The 16,261-nt window shown below is 68.5% G+C and carries 14 protein-coding genes and 1 pseudogene; 5 read left to right on the top strand and 10 right to left on the bottom strand.

Features of this window, described 5'->3' with window-relative positions; genetic code table 11:
- Nucleotides 1–15: 15 nt before the first annotated feature.
- Nucleotides 16–1,305 carry an ArsB/NhaD family transporter gene (locus G6N47_RS22505; protein ID WP_083132445.1) on the bottom strand — a complete coding sequence of 430 codons (1,290 nt, stop codon included), beginning with the start codon at nt 1,303–1,305 and terminating at the stop codon, nt 16–18.
- Nucleotides 1,306–1,469: 164 nt separating this feature from the next.
- Here G6N47_RS22505 and dxs point away from each other — a divergent pair, with 164 nt between their 5' ends.
- The gene (gene dxs, locus G6N47_RS22500) at nt 1,470–3,383 is read left to right on the top strand and encodes a 1-deoxy-D-xylulose-5-phosphate synthase (RefSeq protein ID WP_083132446.1); all 1,914 of its coding nucleotides are present in this window, start codon (nt 1,470–1,472) and stop codon (nt 3,381–3,383) included.
- A 7-nt stretch (nt 3,384–3,390) separates the two neighbouring features.
- Here the strand turns inward: dxs and G6N47_RS22495 are convergent, their stop codons facing one another.
- From G6N47_RS22495 to G6N47_RS22470, 6 genes and pseudogenes are all read right to left on the bottom strand, one after another.
- Nucleotides 3,391–4,626, bottom strand: coding sequence for an HRDC domain-containing protein (locus G6N47_RS22495; RefSeq protein WP_083132447.1), 1,236 nt, complete (start codon nt 4,624–4,626; stop codon nt 3,391–3,393).
- Nucleotide 4,627: 1 nt separating this feature from the next.
- Nucleotides 4,628–5,256, bottom strand: a pseudogene (locus G6N47_RS22490) (DUF3000 domain-containing protein).
- A 62-nt stretch (nt 5,257–5,318) separates the two neighbouring features.
- A complete protein-coding gene (locus tag G6N47_RS22485; protein WP_083132449.1) occupies nt 5,319–6,140 on the bottom strand; it encodes an enoyl-CoA hydratase/isomerase family protein in 822 nt (273 codons plus the stop codon).
- A gap of 10 nt (nt 6,141–6,150) precedes the next feature.
- Complete coding sequence (locus G6N47_RS22480) at nt 6,151–7,833, bottom strand: GMC family oxidoreductase (protein ID WP_083132450.1); 1,683 nt, start codon at nt 7,831–7,833, stop codon at nt 6,151–6,153.
- A complete protein-coding gene (locus tag G6N47_RS22475) occupies nt 7,826–8,563 on the bottom strand; it encodes a gluconate 2-dehydrogenase subunit 3 family protein (RefSeq protein WP_083132451.1) in 738 nt (245 codons plus the stop codon). Before G6N47_RS22475 ends, G6N47_RS22480 begins: the two co-directional genes overlap by 8 nt.
- A gap of 2 nt (nt 8,564–8,565) precedes the next feature.
- Complete coding sequence (locus G6N47_RS22470) at nt 8,566–9,024, bottom strand: hypothetical protein (RefSeq protein ID WP_083132452.1); 459 nt, start codon at nt 9,022–9,024, stop codon at nt 8,566–8,568.
- Nucleotides 9,025–9,101: 77 nt separating this feature from the next.
- Between G6N47_RS22470 and hemE the strand changes: the two genes are divergently transcribed.
- From hemE to G6N47_RS22450, 4 genes are read left to right on the top strand one after another with little or no spacing between them, the layout of a single operon-like run.
- A complete protein-coding gene (gene hemE / locus G6N47_RS22465) occupies nt 9,102–10,151 on the top strand; it encodes a uroporphyrinogen decarboxylase (RefSeq protein WP_083132453.1) in 1,050 nt (349 codons plus the stop codon).
- Nucleotides 10,145–11,485 (top strand): protoporphyrinogen oxidase, encoded by a 1,341-nt coding sequence (locus tag G6N47_RS22460; RefSeq protein WP_083132454.1) that lies wholly within the window; start codon nt 10,145–10,147, stop codon nt 11,483–11,485. The genes hemE and G6N47_RS22460 overlap by 7 nt, the downstream gene beginning before the upstream one ends.
- A gap of 4 nt (nt 11,486–11,489) precedes the next feature.
- Nucleotides 11,490–12,185 carry a hydrogen peroxide-dependent heme synthase gene (gene hemQ, locus G6N47_RS22455; RefSeq protein WP_083132455.1) on the top strand — a complete coding sequence of 232 codons (696 nt, stop codon included), beginning with the start codon at nt 11,490–11,492 and terminating at the stop codon, nt 12,183–12,185.
- Entirely contained in the window at nt 12,182–12,934 is a 753-nt protein-coding gene (locus G6N47_RS22450; protein ID WP_083132456.1) for a class I SAM-dependent methyltransferase, read from the top strand. The genes hemQ and G6N47_RS22450 overlap by 4 nt, the downstream gene beginning before the upstream one ends.
- A 30-nt stretch (nt 12,935–12,964) precedes the next feature.
- Here the strand turns inward: G6N47_RS22450 and msrB are convergent, their stop codons facing one another.
- Genes msrB through G6N47_RS22435 form a run of 3 tightly spaced genes read right to left on the bottom strand, consistent with a single transcriptional unit; the run spans nt 12,965 to nt 16,206 of the window.
- A complete protein-coding gene (msrB, locus tag G6N47_RS22445; protein WP_083132457.1) occupies nt 12,965–13,399 on the bottom strand; it encodes a peptide-methionine (R)-S-oxide reductase MsrB in 435 nt (144 codons plus the stop codon).
- Nucleotides 13,396–14,634: an arabinofuranan 3-O-arabinosyltransferase gene (gene aftC, locus G6N47_RS22440; RefSeq protein ID WP_083132458.1), complete on the bottom strand. Its 1,239-nt coding sequence runs from the start codon at nt 14,632–14,634 to the stop codon at nt 13,396–13,398. Before aftC ends, msrB begins: the two co-directional genes overlap by 4 nt.
- A gap of 12 nt (nt 14,635–14,646) precedes the next feature.
- Nucleotides 14,647–16,206: an alpha/beta fold hydrolase gene (locus G6N47_RS22435; RefSeq protein ID WP_083132459.1), complete on the bottom strand. Its 1,560-nt coding sequence runs from the start codon at nt 16,204–16,206 to the stop codon at nt 14,647–14,649.
- Nucleotides 16,207–16,261: the final 55 nt, after the last annotated feature.

Below are 16,261 nucleotides of genomic sequence, written 5' to 3'. Positions count from 1 at the left end.
CACGCACGCTCGCGGTCAAGAGGGAATGAAATAACGCACCCACAAGTAGAGCGCGGCGAGCACGAGGGACGCTGCGGTGACCACCGCGCCCTTGCGGGTGAATTCCCAAAAGGAGATGGGATTGTCTGCGCGCCGGGCGATTCCGATGATGACGACATTGGCGCTCGCGCCGACGGCGGTGAGGTTGCCGCCGAAGCCGGTGCCGATGGCCAGGGCCCACCACAGTACGTCCGAGTGGACGTGGCCGACCATCGACGGGGCCAGCTCGGTGACGATCGGTGCCATCGTGGCGGCGTACGGCACGTTGTTGATGACGCCGCTGAACACGAACGACACCGCGAGGATCAGCATTGTCGTCAACAACGTATTGCCACCGGTCACCTTCGTGGCCGAGCGCGCCAGCTCGTCGACGACGCCCGTCTTGACCAGGGCGCCGACCATCACGAACAGCCCGGCGAAAAACAGCAGTGAGTCCCATTCGACGCTGGACAGGTAGGCGGAGCGCTCCAATCCGGACGTGACGATCAGTACGCCGGCGCCCAGCAGCGCCACCACGGAAGGATCCATGCCCAAAGCCGAGTGCGCGATGAACGCTGCGAACACCAAGACCAGGACCACTGCGCACTTGACCAGCAACACCGGATCGCGGATGGCCTCCCGCTCCTCCAGCGACATGACGCCGGCAACCCGCTCGGCGTCGACGGCGAAGGCGCCCGGAAACAACCGCGGCAGAAGTACGACCAAGACGCCGATGACGATGATCACGAGCGGCGTCACGTGGATCAGAAAGTCGTTGAAGGTCAGGCCGGCTCGGCTCGCAATGATGATGTTGGGCGGGTCACCGACCAACGTCGCCGCGCCGCCGATGTTGGAGGCGAACGCTTCGGCCATCAGAAACGGCGCCGCGTTGATCGCCAGCCGGTCGCATACCAGCAGCGTGACCGGGGCGATCAACAATACGGTGGTGACGTTGTCCAGCAGGGCCGACCCGATCGCAGTGACCAGCACCAGCAGGATCATGATCCGCAGCGGAGAGCCTTTGGCGCGCTTGGTGGCCCAGATCGAGACGTACTCGAAGACACCGGTCTGTCGCAGCACGCTGACAATGATCATCATGCCGAGCAGCAAAAAGATGACGTCCCAGTCGATTCCGGTGGTGTGGGAGAAAAAGACGTCGCTAGACCTGATCACGGGCAAGCAGATAACGATCGCGGCGCCCGCCAGCGCCACCAAGGTCTTGTCGATGCGCTCGTAGGCGATCAGGGCGTAGGCAACCACGAACACCGTCACCGCGACGACGTTCATCGGCGCTCCGCCGGTGTCGATGCAACGGTCGGTGGCGAGGTCATCGTGAGCTCCCAGGTCGTGGATCTACGCAGTACAACACCGCCGACCAGGCTTCCCGGCTCACCGGGGACCAAGCTATCGCAGTCCGGGCCATCCCGGCCGAGCCTGCGTACACTGGCGGGATGCTTGAACAGATCCGCGGGCCCGCCGATCTGCAGCACCTTTCGCAAGCGGAACTGCGCGCTCTAGCTCGCGAAATTCGCGAGTTTCTGATCCACAAGGTCGCCGCCACCGGGGGGCATCTGGGACCCAACCTGGGTGTCGTCGAGCTGACGCTGGCGCTGCACCGGGTGTTCGACTCGCCGCACGACCCGATCATCTTCGACACGGGTCATCAGGCCTACGTGCACAAGATGCTCACCGGCCGCGCCGCCGACTTCGAGACCCTGCGCAAAAAGGGCGGGCTGTCGGGGTATCCGTCCCGCGCCGAAAGCGAGCACGACTGGGTGGAGTCCAGCCATGCCAGCGCGGCCCTGTCGTACGCCGACGGGCTGGCCAAGGCGTTCGAGCTGACCGGGCACCGCAACCGGCACGTGGTCGCGGTGGTCGGCGACGGCGCGCTCACCGGCGGCATGTGCTGGGAAGCGCTGAACAACATCGCCGCGGCGCGGCGCCCGGTGATCATCGTCGTCAACGACAACGGCCGCAGCTACGCCCCGACGTTCGGCGGCTTCGCGAACCACTTGGCCATGCTGCGGCTGCAGCCCAGCTACGAGCATCTGCTGGAGCGGGGCCGTACCGCGGTACGTGGCATGCCGCTGGTCGGCGAGCTGGTCTACCACTTCATGCACAGCGTCAAGGCCGGTGTCAAGGATGCGTTGAGCCCGCAGCTGCTGTTCACCGACCTCGGGCTGAAGTACGTCGGGCCGGTCGACGGCCACGACGAGCACGCCGTGGAGACCGCGCTGCGCAGCGCCCGCGGTTTCGGCGGCCCGGTGCTCGTGCACGTCGCCACCCGCAAGGGCAACGGCTACGGCCCGGCCGAAAACGACGAGGCCGAACAGATGCATTCCTGCGGGGTGATCGACCCCGCGACCGGGCTGGCCACCTCGGTTCCCGGCCCGGGCTGGACGGCGACGTTCTCCGAGGCGCTCATCGAGTACGGCGCCAAGCGCCGCGACGTCGTGGCGATCACCGCGGCCATGCCCGGCCCCACCGGGCTGAGCGCGTTCGGGCAGCGGTTCCCCGACCGGTTGTTCGACGTCGGCATCGCCGAGCAGCACGCGCTGACGTCGGCGGCCGGGCTGGCAATGGGCGGGCTGCACCCGGTGGTGGCGATCTATTCGACGTTCCTCAACCGCGCGTTCGACCAGATCATGATGGACGTGGCGCTGCACAAGCTGCCGGTCACGATGGTGCTCGACCGGGCCGGGATCACCGGGCCCGACGGCGCCAGCCACAACGGCATGTGGGATCTGTCGATGCTGGGCATCGTCCCCGGTATCCGGGTGGCCGCGCCGCGCGACGCCGCCCGGCTACGCGAGGAGCTCGGCGAGGCGCTCGACGTCAACGACGGGCCGACGGCCATCCGCTTCCCGAAAGGCGATGTGGGCCAAGATATTCCGGCGCTCGAACGACGCTCCGGCGTGGATGTGCTTGCGTTGCCGGCTGACGGGCTGAACCATGATGTGCTGCTGGTGGCGGTCGGGGCGTTCGCGACGATGGCGCTGGCGGTGGCCGAAAGGCTGCGCAACCAGGGCATCGGCGTGACGGTGATCGACCCTCGCTGGGTGCTGCCGGTCGCGGATGCGGTCCGCGACCTGGCGGCGACGCACAAGCTGGTTGTCACCCTGGAGGACAACGGCGTTGCCGGCGGCATCGGCTCCGCGGTGTCAGCGGCGTTGCGCCGCAGCGAGGTCGACGTGCCGTGCCGCGACGTCGGTCTGCCCCAACAGTTCTTCGAGCATGCCTCGCGCGGCGAAGTGCTCGCCGAAGTCGGCCTGACCGAGCAGGACGTGGCCCGTCAGATCACCGGATGGGTTGCGGCCCTGGGCAGCCCGGTCAGCGAAGCCGAGATCCGCGAGCACCTGGACTAGGCCGCCACTAACCCAACGCCGCGGCCAGCACCGGAACGACCAACTCACGCTGCCAGGCTCGAGCCCCTCCGGCGCGCAGAAACTCGTCGACCGCCTGGGATCCGCCGCCTTCCCAGTCCCAGCACAGCCGTCGCACCAGGTCGGGGGAGATCACGTTCTCCATCGGCACCGCCACCCGCTGCGCCACCTCGGCGAGCGCTGCTCGGGCCGCCTCCAGCCGGGCCGCGGCTTCGGGTCTGCGCTTGGACCAGCGCGCCGGCACCGGAGGCCCGTTCGGCTGCTCGTCGTCCTCGACCTGACCTGGGTTCTCCCGGGCCGCCTGCAGCGCCGCCAACCAGGTCGCGGCGCCGCGACGCTGCTTGCGTCCGCCGAATATCGGCAGGGCCATCAGATCGTCGACGGTTTTGGGGTCGGCGATGGCGGCGTCGATGATCGCCGAATCGGGCAGGATCCGGCCGGGCGCGATGTCGCGTTGCTGGGCGATACGGTCACGCGCCGTCCACAATTCGCGGACCGCGGCCAGCCCACGTTGGTCACGCACCTTGTGGATGCCCGACGTGCGCCGCCACCGGTCACGCCGAGTGGGTTGCGCGACGTAATTCCGTAAGTACTCGAATTCCTCTGCGGCCCAAGCTGTTTTGCCTTGGTCGGCCAGCACGGCTGCGATGGCCTCGCGGAGGTCGATCAGGACTTCGACGTCCAGTGCGGCGTAGTTGAGCCAGGCCGCCGGCAGCGGACGCTTGGACCAGTCGGCCGCGCCGTGCCCCTTGACCAAACCCAGGCCCAGCAGCCGCTGCACCATCGCCGCCAGGTTGACCCGGTCGAATCCGGCCAGCCGGCCGGCCAATTCGGTGTCGTACAGCGCGGTCGGTCGAATGCCGACTTCGGCCAGGCACGGCAAGTCCTGATCGGCGGCGTGCAGGATCCATTCGCCGTCGGCGAGCACCTCGGCGACGGGCCGCAGCACGGTCAGCGAGTCGCCGCCGTGACTGACCGGATCGATCAGCACCGTGCCGGCGCCGGCCCGCCGGATCTGAATCAGGTAGGCGCGGTTGGAGTAACGGAAACCCGACGCGCGCTCGGCGTCGACCGCGAACGGTCCGCGGCCGCCGGCCAGCCGTTCGGCGGCCGCCTTGATCTCGGTGGCGGACACCGACAGGTCGGGCACTCCATCGGCGGGACGAAGCAGCGGTGTGGGTTCGGGTTCCGTGCTTTCGGCTTGATCGGGCTCAGGATCGCTCATGTCAGGCGCGGGATCGCGAGCCGAGGTCAGTCACCCCCACCGGCGGCAGCCCCGCGGCATGCTCGAGCACCTCGCAAAAAGCCTCGACGTGAGTGCCGATGTCGAGGGTGGTCGCGGTCCACGACGCCCGCAGTTCCAGCTGGTGGGCACGCGGCGGCCCGGAGATGTCGCCGTAGCGCACCGAGGTGGTGGCGGTGACGGTTCCGCCGAGCGCGGTGACGTGTTCGGCGCGCGCATCCAGCGCGTCCACCAGCCAGCTCCACGCCACCTCCGGCAGCAGCGGGTCGACGGCTTCGCTGGAGTCCAGGTCGGCCTGGATGTAGGCGACCAGCCGCATGGTGCCGTCCCAGGCGTCGGCGCCGTCGGGGTCGTAGAGCAGGATCAGCCGGCCGAAAGCATCCCCGTCCGAGCGCTCCGGGACGATCGCGGCGTCGGGGTGCTTCACCTCGGCACCCAGGGCATAGCTGTACGGCGCGAGGCGCTGCGGTGGCCGGATGGGGCCCAGCTCGATTTCGGGCCGCACGGTCGCAGCGTTCATCGCCGCCACTGCCTCGCGGAAGGGGACCGGTTCGGCGGCAGTCATGCGCGCCGCCCCTCCTCATAGCTTCGCTCTGCGCCAGCGCGGGTCACGACATTTGACGGTAGACCTAACCCCGGACAGGCGGGAACAGGCGCGCCGCTTTGGCCTGCGGCTACCGGCGGGTATCGGCCGAGAACCGTGCCGGCCGCTTTTCTCGATGCGCCGCCAGCCCCTCCGCCACGTCGGGTCCGCTGAACGCCAGAAATTCCAGGCCAAGGGACGTTTCGAAGGCCGGTGCGAACATCCGGTACCAGTGGTTGAGGGCATGCTTGGTGAACCGGATCGCGGTCTGGGCGCCCTGGGCGAGATCCCCAGCGATGCGGGTGGCGGTGGCCAGCACGTCGTCGTCGTCGACGCAGGTCGAGACCAGGCCGATCCGTTCGGCTTCCTCGCCGGACAGCGGCTCGCAGGTCAGCAGGTAGTACTTCGCCTTGGCCATGCCGACCAGCAGCGGCCAGCAGATCGCCGCGTGGTCGCCGGCGGCCACCCCGAGCTTGGTGTGCCCGTCGATGATCTTCGCGGTGCGCCCGGCCACCGACACGTCGGCCAATAGCGCGACCACCAGGCCCGCGCCGACCGCGGCCCCGTTGATCGCCGACACCACCGGCTTGTCGAAGTTGACCATGTTGAGCACCAGGTCGCGGGCCTCGCGCATGATGCGCATCCGATCACCGAACTCGCCCATCGTTTCGGCGATCAGGTCGAAGCTGCCGCCGGAAGAGAACGCCTTGCCCTCGCCGCGGACCAGCACCACCCGCACGTCGGGGTCGCGGTCGATGGCCGGCCAGATCTCGGCGAGGTCCCGGTGCATCTGCGGCCCGACGGAATTCAGCCCGGGCGCGTCGAGGATGACCTGCAGAACACCGTCATCACCGGATTCGATTCGCAGACTTGGGAACTCGTCGTAGTTGACTGGGGGCTGCTGTACTGGCATACCGACGAGGTTACGCACGCGCCAAACGGTGAGAAGCATCGGCCTTGATGTCGCCGCGGACGATCCGTTCCGCCAGCCGCGACGCCAGCGCCATGATCGTCAGCGCCGGGTTGGCGGCGCCCTGGGTGGGACACACCGACCCGTCGGCGACGAACAGGTTGGGCACCGCCCACGTCCGCTGGTCGGAGTCGACGACGCTGGTCTCGGGGTCGCTGCCCATCCGCGCGCCACCGATGAGGTGCGCGAAGCGCTGGATGGTCAGCATGTCCTGGGCGTTGGCCGCCTTCAGGATGTTGGTGATCACCTTCGTCGAGTACGCCATGTTGGCCTTGTCGTTGTCCGACAGCGAGTAGTCGAACCGGGCGACCGGGATGCCGTATTGATCGGCTTCGTCGGCCAGCGTGACGCGGTTGTCCGCGTGCGGCAGCAGTTCGTTGAGCACGCCGATGGTGGCCCAGTGGTTGTAGTCGCGCATGTACTCGCGCAGCGCCGCCCCCCAATGCCCGTCCGCCAGCACATGTTCGGCCCACCCGATCGGCAGCGGCGACACGGTCTGGATGGAAAACCCGCGCGCGAAGCCGCGGTCCGGGTCGGTCTCGTAGAACTCTTCCGAGGAGATCTCGGGCGGCGGAGCCTTGTACATACGCAGCTCCTCAGGCCAGCGGCCCGCGGTCTGCGAGGCACCCTGCACCATGACGTAGCGGCCCACCTGGTCGTCGTTGTTGCACAAGCCCTTGGGGAACCGGGGACTTTGCGAATTCAGCAGCAGCCGCGGTGTCTCGATCGAATAACCCGCAACCGCAACCACTTTGGCGCGCTGGAACCGCTCTTGATCTCCTGCGAAATACGTGACGCCGCTGGCATTGCCGGCCTCGTCGAGCTCCACCCGTGCCGCCATGCAGTCGGCCCGGATCTCGACTCCGTGGGCCAGGGCGTCGGGCAGGTGCGTGACGAACGGGCTGGCCTTGGCGTTGACCTTGCAGCCCTGCAGACAGTAGCCGCGGTAGATGCAGTGCGGACGGTTGCCGAACACACCGTTGACGATTCCGACCGGGCCCACCCGCATCTCGATGCCGAGGGCCAGCGCGCCCTCCCACAGCTTCATCGCCGCGGCCGAAACAGGATGCGGCGCATGCGGATAGCGGTGCGGGTCGCCCCACGGCCAATCCTGTCCGGCGACCGGCAATTCCAGCTCCAGCCGTTCGTAGTGCGGCTTGAGGTCGGCGTAGCTGATGGGCCAGTCGGCGCCGACGCGGTCGCGGGTGAACGTCTCGAAATCACTGGGGTGGAAGCGCGGTGTGTAGCCGGCGTAGTGCACCATGGACCCGCCCACGCCGCGGCCGGAGTTGTTCTTGCCCAACTCGATTGGGTCCGAGCCGCCGATGATCCGCTTCTGCGTCCAGTACAGCGGGTGCGACCCGGCCTCGTCGGACACCCAGTCCTCGTCGGGATGCCAGAACGGCCCAGCCTCCAGGATCACGATCCGCCACCCGGCGCGGGCCAGCCGCTGCGCCAGCACCGAGCCGCCCGCCCCGGCGCCGACGATCACCATGTCGACCTCTTCGTCGTCGGCATAGCGACGCATGGTGCGCTCGCCGGGCAAGTCGCGCGAATGCACGTCGAGCAAGAATCGCGAATCGTTGTCGCGCGGGCCGACGGCGCCCTTCAGGATCCCCCGCCAGAAGTCACCCATCGATGTCTTCCTGTTCGACGGTCTCGACCGGGTCCTCGGACGTGGCCCCCGGCGTTTCGAACGGCTCGCGGATGCCGACCCCGCCCAGTCGCATGAAGCCGCGCGGATACGCCGGCCCGCCGAACCCGATCTCGTTCCACGCCCACGGGTGGCTGTAGAACGCGGACAGCGCTCCCCGCATCACCACCGACCACGCGCGGGAGACGTTCAGCTTGTCCCAACTGCCGCCGGACAGCGTGCCGTCGGCGAACTGCCCGACGATCGACTCGCGGTCCTCGGGGTCGGCGGCCGCAAACGACTCCGCACCCGCATCCCGGGCTGTCTCGTCTAAAGCGGCCAGCACCAGTCGCCACGTGTCGCGGTCGTCGGGCATGTCGTCGTACTGGAAGCCGTCCAGTCGGCCGTCGGCGAGTTTGGCGTCGACGAACTCTGCCACCGGTATCCGCGGCTCGCCGTCCTGAGCGAGCACGGTGTCGCAGAACGCGCGCAGCGTCGGCTCGGCCGCGGCGTCGAAGAACCGCAGCGGCCCGGGCTCCTCCAGCCGGGCCAGCACCACTTTGCGGGTGGCCTCGTCCCAGCTCTCGATCGTGGACAGCACGTCGTAGTCGGGGTAGCGGCCGATCATCTGCGGCGTCTTGCCGCGACGCTGGCGCGGCAGCCACGACGGGTGCAGCGGCTTGCCGTCCGGCCGCAGATTGGGCAGGTGTTTGCCCCTGGCGATATCGCGCATGCTCACTTCTCGCGGCGCAGGATCGCGGCCAGCAGGCCCATCGCCCCGACGATGCTCATCAGCCCGGGCGCGGCGATCGGGGGTCCCATCGGGACGTTGTAGTTGGCCAGGCGCCAGCCGCCCGGCCTGCGCGCCACGCCACGTGCGTGCAGGTACTGGCCCATCAGGCCGTTGACCGCGTAGACGCCGGCCGTGACCGGCAGCCACCGCTTCGCCCAGCGCTTCGAGAACACCCCGGCGACTCCGGCGACCACCACCGGCGGCGTCACCACGATCGGGCTCCACATCCACTTGTTGCCGAAGCTGGCCTTGTAGTGCTCGAAGTAGATCTCGGCGGTCGTCACCACCGCCGCGAACGCGGTCAGCCCCGACAGTGACCGCTCGAAACGTCCGTGGGCGATGTTGCGCAATGCCCGGTCGACGAAGTACTCCGCCTCCTCGACCAACGTCCCCTGGCTCATCAGCCGCTCCTTTCGTCCCGTCGTGCACATTCCCCGAATCCGCAATCCGCACACCTGCCGTGGCAGCATTGAGCGCGATGAGCAACCGTCGCGACCTTCCCGAGTCGCCGTATCTGGCCGCCGCCACGGGCCGCAAACCGCACCGCGTGCCGGTGTGGTTCATGCGGCAGGCCGGCCGTTCCCTGCCCGAATACCGGGCGTTGCGGGCGCAGCACAGCATGCTGGCGGCCTGTTTCGACGCCGACCTGATCTGCGAGATCACCCTGCAGCCGGTGCGCCGCCACCACGTCGACGCGGCGATCCTGTTCTCCGACATCGTGGTCCCGCTGCGGGGCGCCGGGGTCGAGCTGGACATCGTGCCCGACGTCGGGCCGGTGATCGCGGCGCCGGTGCGCACCGCCGCCGACGTCGCGGCATTGAAACCCCTTGAGCGGCAACGTGTTCAGCCGGTAGCCGACGCTGTCGGCCTGCTGGTGGCCGCGCTCGGCGACGTGCCGCTGATCGGCTTCGCGGGCGCGCCGTTCACGCTGGCGTCCTACCTGGTCGAGGGCGGCCCCAGCCGCCACCACGCCCGCACCAAGGCGATGATGTTGGCCGAGCCGGACAGCTGGCATGCGCTGATGGAAAAGCTGACCGACCTCACCATCGACTTTTTGCGGGTGCAGCTCGACGCCGGAGTGGACGCCATCCAGGTGTTCGACTCCTGGGCGGGCGCGCTGTCGCTTCCCGATTACCGGCAGTATGTGCAGCCGCACAGCGCTCGCGTCTTCGCCGCGCTGGCTGGCGACGCCCTGCCGATGACCCACTTCGGGGTCGGCACCGCCGAACTCTTGGGTGCGATGTCGGCGGCCGGTGCGACGGTCGTGGGGGTGGACTGGCGCACGTCGCTGGCCGACGCCGCCGCGCGGGTTCAGCCCGGTACGGCGCTGCAGGGCAACCTCGATCCCGCGGTGCTGCTGGCCGGCTGGCCGGTGGTTCAGCGGGCGGCGCGTGCGGTGGTCGACGACGGGCGTCGCGCGGTCGACGCCGGCGCGTCCGGGCACATCTTCAACCTGGGCCACGGGGTGTTGCCGGACACCGACCCGGGGGTGCTGACCGAGCTGGTGTCGCTGGTGCACACATTGTGAACTCGTATTGCGTTGTCGGCGGGGGGATTTCGGGTTTGGCCGCCGCCTACCGGCTGCGGCAGGCGGTCGGTGACCAGGCGACGATCACGCTGCTCGATCCGGCCGATCGGCTCGGCGGCGTGCTGCGCACGGAGACGCTGGCCGGACAGCCGATGGACGTGGGCGCCGAGGCGTTCGTCGTGCGGCGGCCCGAAGTGCCGGCGCTGCTGGCCGAACTCGGTCTGGCCGACCGCCAACTGGCCACCACCGGCGCGCGGCCGCTGATCTACAGCGGCGGCCGGCTGCACCCGTTGCCGGAGCGGACTGTCGCGGGCATCCCGTCGTCGCCGGAGTCGGTGGCTGGGCTCGTCGATGACGCGACGGTCACGCGGATCGAAACCGAGCCTCGGCGCCCTTTGAGCTGGCAGCCCGGCAGCGACCCGTCGGTGGCCGAGCTGGTGGGCGAGCGGTTCGGCGAGCAGGTGGTGACCCGGTCGGTAGATCCGCTGCTGGCCGGTGTCTACGCGGGCTCGGCGGCCACGATCGGCCTGCGCTCGGGGATCCCGGCGGTGGCGGCTGCCCTCGACCGGGGCGCCGCCAGCCTGACCGAGGCCGTGCGCACCACGCTGGCCGCAGCCACGGACGGTCCGGTGTTCGGTGCGGTGGACGGCGGCTACTGGGTGCTGGTCGACGAGCTGGCGCGGCGCTCTCGGCCGAATTGGGTGCGCGCCGCCGTGAAGCGGATCGAACCGGGGTGGGTGTTGCACGACGACACCGGCGCCCGGTGGCGCGCCGACGCTGTGATTCTGGCCGTCCCGGCGCCGCGGCTCGCGGAGCTCGTCGGGAACGTCGCGCCGCGCACCGCGGCCGCCGCCCAGCGGATCCTCAGCGCCTCGTCGGCGCTGGTGGCGCTCGCGGTGCGCGCAGCGTTTCCGGAACACTCCGGAGTAGTGGTCGCCACCGGAGAACCCTTGCACGCCAAGGCGATTACGCTGTCGTCGCGCAAGTGGGGGCGCCGTGGCGAGTCGGAACTGCTGCGGCTGTCGTTCGGCCGGTGCGGCGACGACCTGGCTGAGAGTGCCTCCGACGACGAGCTGGTGGCGTGGTCGCGGCAAGATCTCGAGGCGGTGTTCGGTGTGGCCGTCGAGCCGGTGGAGGTCTGCGTGCGGCGCTGGATCGACGCGATGCCGCAGTACGGGCCGGGCCACGCCGACGTGGTCGCCGAGATCCGCGCCGGGTTGCCGCCCGGCCTGGCGGTGGCGGGCAGCTACCTCGACGGTATCGGTGTGCCGGCGTGCGTCGCCGCGGCCGGTCGAGCCGTCTCCGAGCTGCTCAAAGCTGGCGTGGCACCATAGACCCATGGCCCGCCTCGACTACGACGCCCTCAACTCCACCCTTCGCTACCTGATGTTTTCGGTGTTCGCCGTGCGACCGGGTGTGCTCGGTGACGAGCGGGCCGGGATCGTCGACGAGACCGCGACCTTCCTCAAGCAACAGGAAGAACGCGGCGTGGTGGTGCGCGGCCTCTACGACGTCGCGGGTATGCGGGCCGACGCCGATTTCATGATCTGGACGCACGCCGAGCGCGTCGAAGCGCTGCAGGCCACCTACGAGGATTTCCGTCGCGCGACGGCGTTGGGCCGGGCGTCGACCCCGGTGTGGAGCAGCGTGGCGCTGCACCGCCCGGCCGAGTTCAACAAGAGCCACATCCCGGCGTTTCTGGCCGGCGAAGAACCCGGCGCCTACATCTGCGTGTATCCCTTTGTGCGGTCCTACGAGTGGTATCTGCTGCCCGACGAAGAGCGCCGCCGGATGCTCGCCGAACACGGGATGGCCGCCCGCGAGTACAAGGACGTCCGCGCCAACACGGTGCCCGCGTTCGCGCTCGGCGACTACGAGTGGATCCTGGCGTTCGAGGCGCCCGAACTGCACCGCATCGTCGACCTGATGCGCGAGCTGCGCGCCACCGACGCCCGCCGCCATACCCGTGCTGAGACACCGTTTTTCACCGGCCCGCGGGTGCCCGTCGAGCAGCTGGTGAACGCCCTGCCATGACGGGCCCCGTCGACCCCACCGATCCCGCCCGTTTCGAGCAGATGTACCGCGACGAGCGGACGTCGCATGGCCTGCCGACGGCCACGCCGTGGGACATCGGCGGCCCGCAACCGGTCGTGCAGCAACTCGTGGCGCTCGGCGCGATCAAGGGCGAGGTGCTCGACCCGGGCACGGGGCCCGGCCACCATTCGATCTACTACGCGTCAAAAGGCTACTCCGCCACCGGAATTGACGCGTCGCCGGCGGGCCTGGAACGTGCGCGGGAGAACGCGCGCAAGGCGGGCGTGTCGGTGAATTTCGAACTGGCCGACGCCACCAAGCTCGAAGGATTTGAAAACCGTTTCGACACCGTCGTCGACTGCGCGTTCTACCACACCTTCAGCAGCGACCGGGAACTCCAACACTCCTATGCGCAGGCACTGCACCGCGCCACCAAGCCCGGGGCGCGGCTGTACATGTTTGAGTTCGGTGAGCACAACGTCAACGGCTTCAAGATGCCGCGATCGCTGTCGGAAGACGACTTTCGACAGGTATTGCCCAGCGGCGGCTGGGAAATCACGTACCTCGGGCCCACCACCTACCAAATCAACATGAGCAGCGAGACCTTCGAGTTGATGCTCGCGCGCAACCCCGATATGGCCGAGCAGATAAAGCCGATGGCAGAACGGTTTCGGATCATCGAGCCCTGGCTGACCAACGGCCGCGCGCATGCGCCGTTTTGGGAATGCCACGCCACCCGGGTGGACTGATCCGCCGCGAAAGTGCAACCAGCGACGGTCTTACTCGCGAGACGCGTCGGTAGTTGCACTCTCGCGAGGCACCAACCGCAAACAGATCGAGTTGATGCAGTAGCGCTGATCGGTCGGCGTGGGATAGCCCTCGCCCTCGAAGACGTGGCCCAAATGGCTGTGGCAGTTGGCACACAACACCTCGGTGCGACGCATCCCCAACGAGTCGTCTGACCGCAGGATCACCGCGTCGGAATTCGCCGGGTCGAAGAACGACGGCCAGCCGCAATGCGATTCGAACTTCTCGCTGCTGCGGAACAATTCAGCGCCGCAGGCACGGCATTCATACACGCCTTCGGTCTTGGTGTCGGTGTACTCACCGGTGAACGGCGGCTCGGTCCCGGCCTGACGCAGCACCGCGAACTCCTCGGGAGTCAGCTTCTGACGCCATTCGTCGTCGGTCAATTGCACTTTGGGGGAGCTCATGCATCCACGCTAGCGCGCATCCACGCCGGATCAATCCCGTCGTCCAGCCGGTTTTCGGCCTTGGCGTCCAGATAGCGGAAGTACAGCACGCAGAAGATCACGATCAGCAGCAGCGACCAGCCGTAGGTGATCTTCAGGTATTCCAGCGGCCGGCCGACGTACATCCAGTTGAACAGCAGCCAGCGGTCCATCGTCAAAAAGCCGTAGATGCCCAGCCACGCCGGCCAGTTGCGGATCACCGAGTTCGGCAGGACCACCGTCATCAGGAACGGGAACAGCATCATCGAGTAGTAGCCCTGTGCCAGCGACAGCACCAGCCACGACCACAGCAGGAGCACGCCGGACGATGTCAACAGCCAAAACCGGGGATCGCGGCTCCGGTAGTAGCGGTACAGCAGCCACAGGCTGCCAATGGCCAACAGCGTGAACAGGATTCGCAGCAGCGAGATGAGCCAGAACGGCAACCCGAAGTACACGCCGTTGCCTTCGATGGAGCTGTTGAAGTAGTCGCGAACCCCCAGCATGTACGGCACCGTGCGGGTGAAGAAGTCCATCGGATGAACGGTCAGCGGCAGCGCGGCCAGGTTGAACACCGCCGGCACCACGATCGCGGCGACCACCGCCCGCCACTGGCGATTCAGCAGCGGCAACAGCAGCAGCGGCGCCAGGACCGGCTTGACCACCAACGCCAACCCGATCGCGATGCCGGCCCACCACTCACGGCCGTTCAGCAGCCACCGGAAGAACAGCACCTCCAGCAGCAGGATGCAGCCGTTGATGTTGGTGAACACCAGCGTGTTGGTCACCGACTCGGTGCAGAACATCGCCAGCAGCAGCGCCGGAGCCGCCACCGAGGTGATGGTGAAGTTGAACATTCGCAGCAATAGGTATGCCGCTAGCACGATGGCGACTGTGTTGGCGGCGATGAACAGATACCGCGACTCGGTGAACGGCAGATACCCGAACGGCGCCATGATCAGCGTCCCGCCGGGCGGGTAGAGGTAATGCGGGTCGACGTAGTCGAAATGCTCGTTGTAGATGTCCCAGCCGTGGCGGAAGTTCAGCACCGCCCGGTAGACCGGCTTGAAGTCGTCGGTGATGTTGCCGTTGGTGGTCACCACGACGCTGCGGTGGATGATCGCCAGAATCGCGGCGGGCCACAGCACCGACCGCAGTACGGTACCGACGCTGGGCGCGCTGGTACGCGGACGAAACAGGGAATCGAGCGCCGTCACCCGCGCAAAATATCAGGCGGGACAGTAGGTGTCGGTGTCGGGCAGCTTGCCGCTCTCCAAGTAACTAGTCAGCGGCGGCACCGCGCAGGAGGAATAGATGGCCGCGCCGTGGCCGATGCCCTGCCACATCACTCGCTTGCTGGCCGCGCCCGCGTTGATGATCGTGGCGGCCGCTGCGGCGACACCTTCGGAGCCGACGATCGGGTCGTTTTGGGCACCCAGCAGTAGCGCGTTGACCTTGAGGCTCTTCGGCGGCTGCGGCGGCGAGCTGCTCGGCCAGTGCACGCATTTGACCAAGTTGAGCGCGGCGACGGTGCCGAACTGCGGGTAGAGCTTGGCCCAGGCGACCACCAGCTGGCGCACCCGGTCCGGTGTCGGGCGGTTGAGCGCGTCGCTGCAGACGTTGATGAACTGTCCGTCGGTGCCGCGGATTGATTCGGCCCGGTTGATCAGGCTTGTCAGCAGGTTCGTGTCACCGGATCGGGCGTTGGCCAGTGCGGTGGCCAGGTCGTTGGTGGTGCTGACGCGGTCGCCGCTGGGGAAGCCCAGCGCCGTCGAGATGGCGTTGGCGACGGACGCCACCGAGGCACCGGCCGGACCGTGGCCGGCGCGCGCGTCGGCCAGCAGCGCGCTGACCGCGCCCTTGGGATCGGGGCCCAGCGGGCAGTTCACCGCCGCGCATTGGGCGGCGAATGCATCGAGGGCGTCCTGCTCGCCCTTGACCCGCTGCTCGGCAGCGGCCTCGGCGCCCACGCCCAATGGGATCGGGGAGTCCAGGATCAGCCGGGACACCTTGTCGGGGTGTGACCCCGCGTAGGTCAGCGCCACCTGCGCCCCGTTGCCGATCCCGAGCAGCGCCAGCGACGGCGCATCCCAGATGCTGCGCAGCCGCTCGATGTCGGTGGCCGCGTGCGTGTTGTCGTAGGCGGAGTCGCCGGGCGCGATGGTGTCGGTGCAGTTAGTGGTGGCGTTCTGGGTGACGTCGGCCAGGTTGGCCACCGGGTCGTCGCCGGCCTCGAACTGCGCCTGGTCGCGCATCTCCTGGCGATCGAACTGGTCGCGGCAGTCCACCGCGCTCGACATGCCCATGCCGCGCCGGTCGACCGCGACGATCGGGTGGCTGCGCAGCACGTCGGCGCCGGCGCGCGCCAGCCACACCGGCAGTTGCACCGACGACGGCAGATCCGAGCCGGTGGTGAACACCAGCGGGCCGGCGTCGGACGGCGTTTGCACCGATCGCGCGCGAACCACGCCGATGGTCAGCGTTCCCGCCGAGCCGTTGACCGGGTCCAGGTCGGCGTCGTAATTCGCACAGTCGAGTTTGACGCCGGGCGCCGCCGGAACCGCGGCGTCGCCGAACACCCGCGAGGTGCAGTCATGCCAGGACAAGTCGTTCTTGGGGGCGGCGATCGGCGGGGGGCCGCCGGACGGACGTGTCGTCATCGCCTTGCCTTGCGGGTGGGCGCCGGAGTTGGTGGCGAAGCGCGGGTTGGCGGCCAGCCCCGGCACGCAGCCGGACACCAACGTCGTCGCCGCGACCAGGGCCGCGGCGAGGAGGGTGTGCCGGCTCATGCGACCACAGTAGGTGCTCTGGTGGTGACCCGCTGCGCCCGGCTTCGCCGCGCTT

The organism is Mycobacterium branderi (assembly GCF_010728725.1).
GTDB lineage: Bacteria > Actinomycetota > Actinomycetes > Mycobacteriales > Mycobacteriaceae > Mycobacterium > Mycobacterium branderi.
Note: the sequence above shows the minus strand (reverse complement) of the source record. Positions and strands in the feature narration are given on the sequence as shown.

Bases quoted from the DNA above. Each gene is read 5' to 3' on its own strand.
- G6N47_RS22435 (WP_083132459.1), bottom strand. From the start codon at position 16,206: ATGAGCCGGCACACCCTCCTCGCCGCGGCCCTGGTCGCGGCGACGACG.
- dxs (WP_083132446.1), top strand. From the start codon at position 1,470: ATGCTTGAACAGATCCGCGGGCCCGCCGATCTGCAGCACCTTTCGCAA.
- G6N47_RS22475 (WP_083132451.1), bottom strand. From the start codon at position 8,563: ATGCGCGATATCGCCAGGGGCAAACACCTGCCCAATCTGCGGCCGGAC.
- G6N47_RS22450 (WP_083132456.1), top strand. From the start codon at position 12,182: ATGACGGGCCCCGTCGACCCCACCGATCCCGCCCGTTTCGAGCAGATG.
- hemE (WP_083132453.1), top strand. From the start codon at position 9,102: ATGAGCAACCGTCGCGACCTTCCCGAGTCGCCGTATCTGGCCGCCGCC.
- G6N47_RS22480 (WP_083132450.1), bottom strand. From the start codon at position 7,833: ATGGGTGACTTCTGGCGGGGGATCCTGAAGGGCGCCGTCGGCCCGCGC.
- msrB (WP_083132457.1), bottom strand. From the start codon at position 13,399: ATGAGCTCCCCCAAAGTGCAATTGACCGACGACGAATGGCGTCAGAAG.
- G6N47_RS22505 (WP_083132445.1), bottom strand. From the start codon at position 1,305: ATGAACGTCGTCGCGGTGACGGTGTTCGTGGTTGCCTACGCCCTGATC.
- G6N47_RS22470 (WP_083132452.1), bottom strand. From the start codon at position 9,024: ATGAGCCAGGGGACGTTGGTCGAGGAGGCGGAGTACTTCGTCGACCGG.
- G6N47_RS22485 (WP_083132449.1), bottom strand. From the start codon at position 6,140: ATGCCAGTACAGCAGCCCCCAGTCAACTACGACGAGTTCCCAAGTCTG.
- G6N47_RS22495 (WP_083132447.1), bottom strand. From the start codon at position 4,626: ATGAGCGATCCTGAGCCCGATCAAGCCGAAAGCACGGAACCCGAACCC.
- hemQ (WP_083132455.1), top strand. From the start codon at position 11,490: ATGGCCCGCCTCGACTACGACGCCCTCAACTCCACCCTTCGCTACCTG.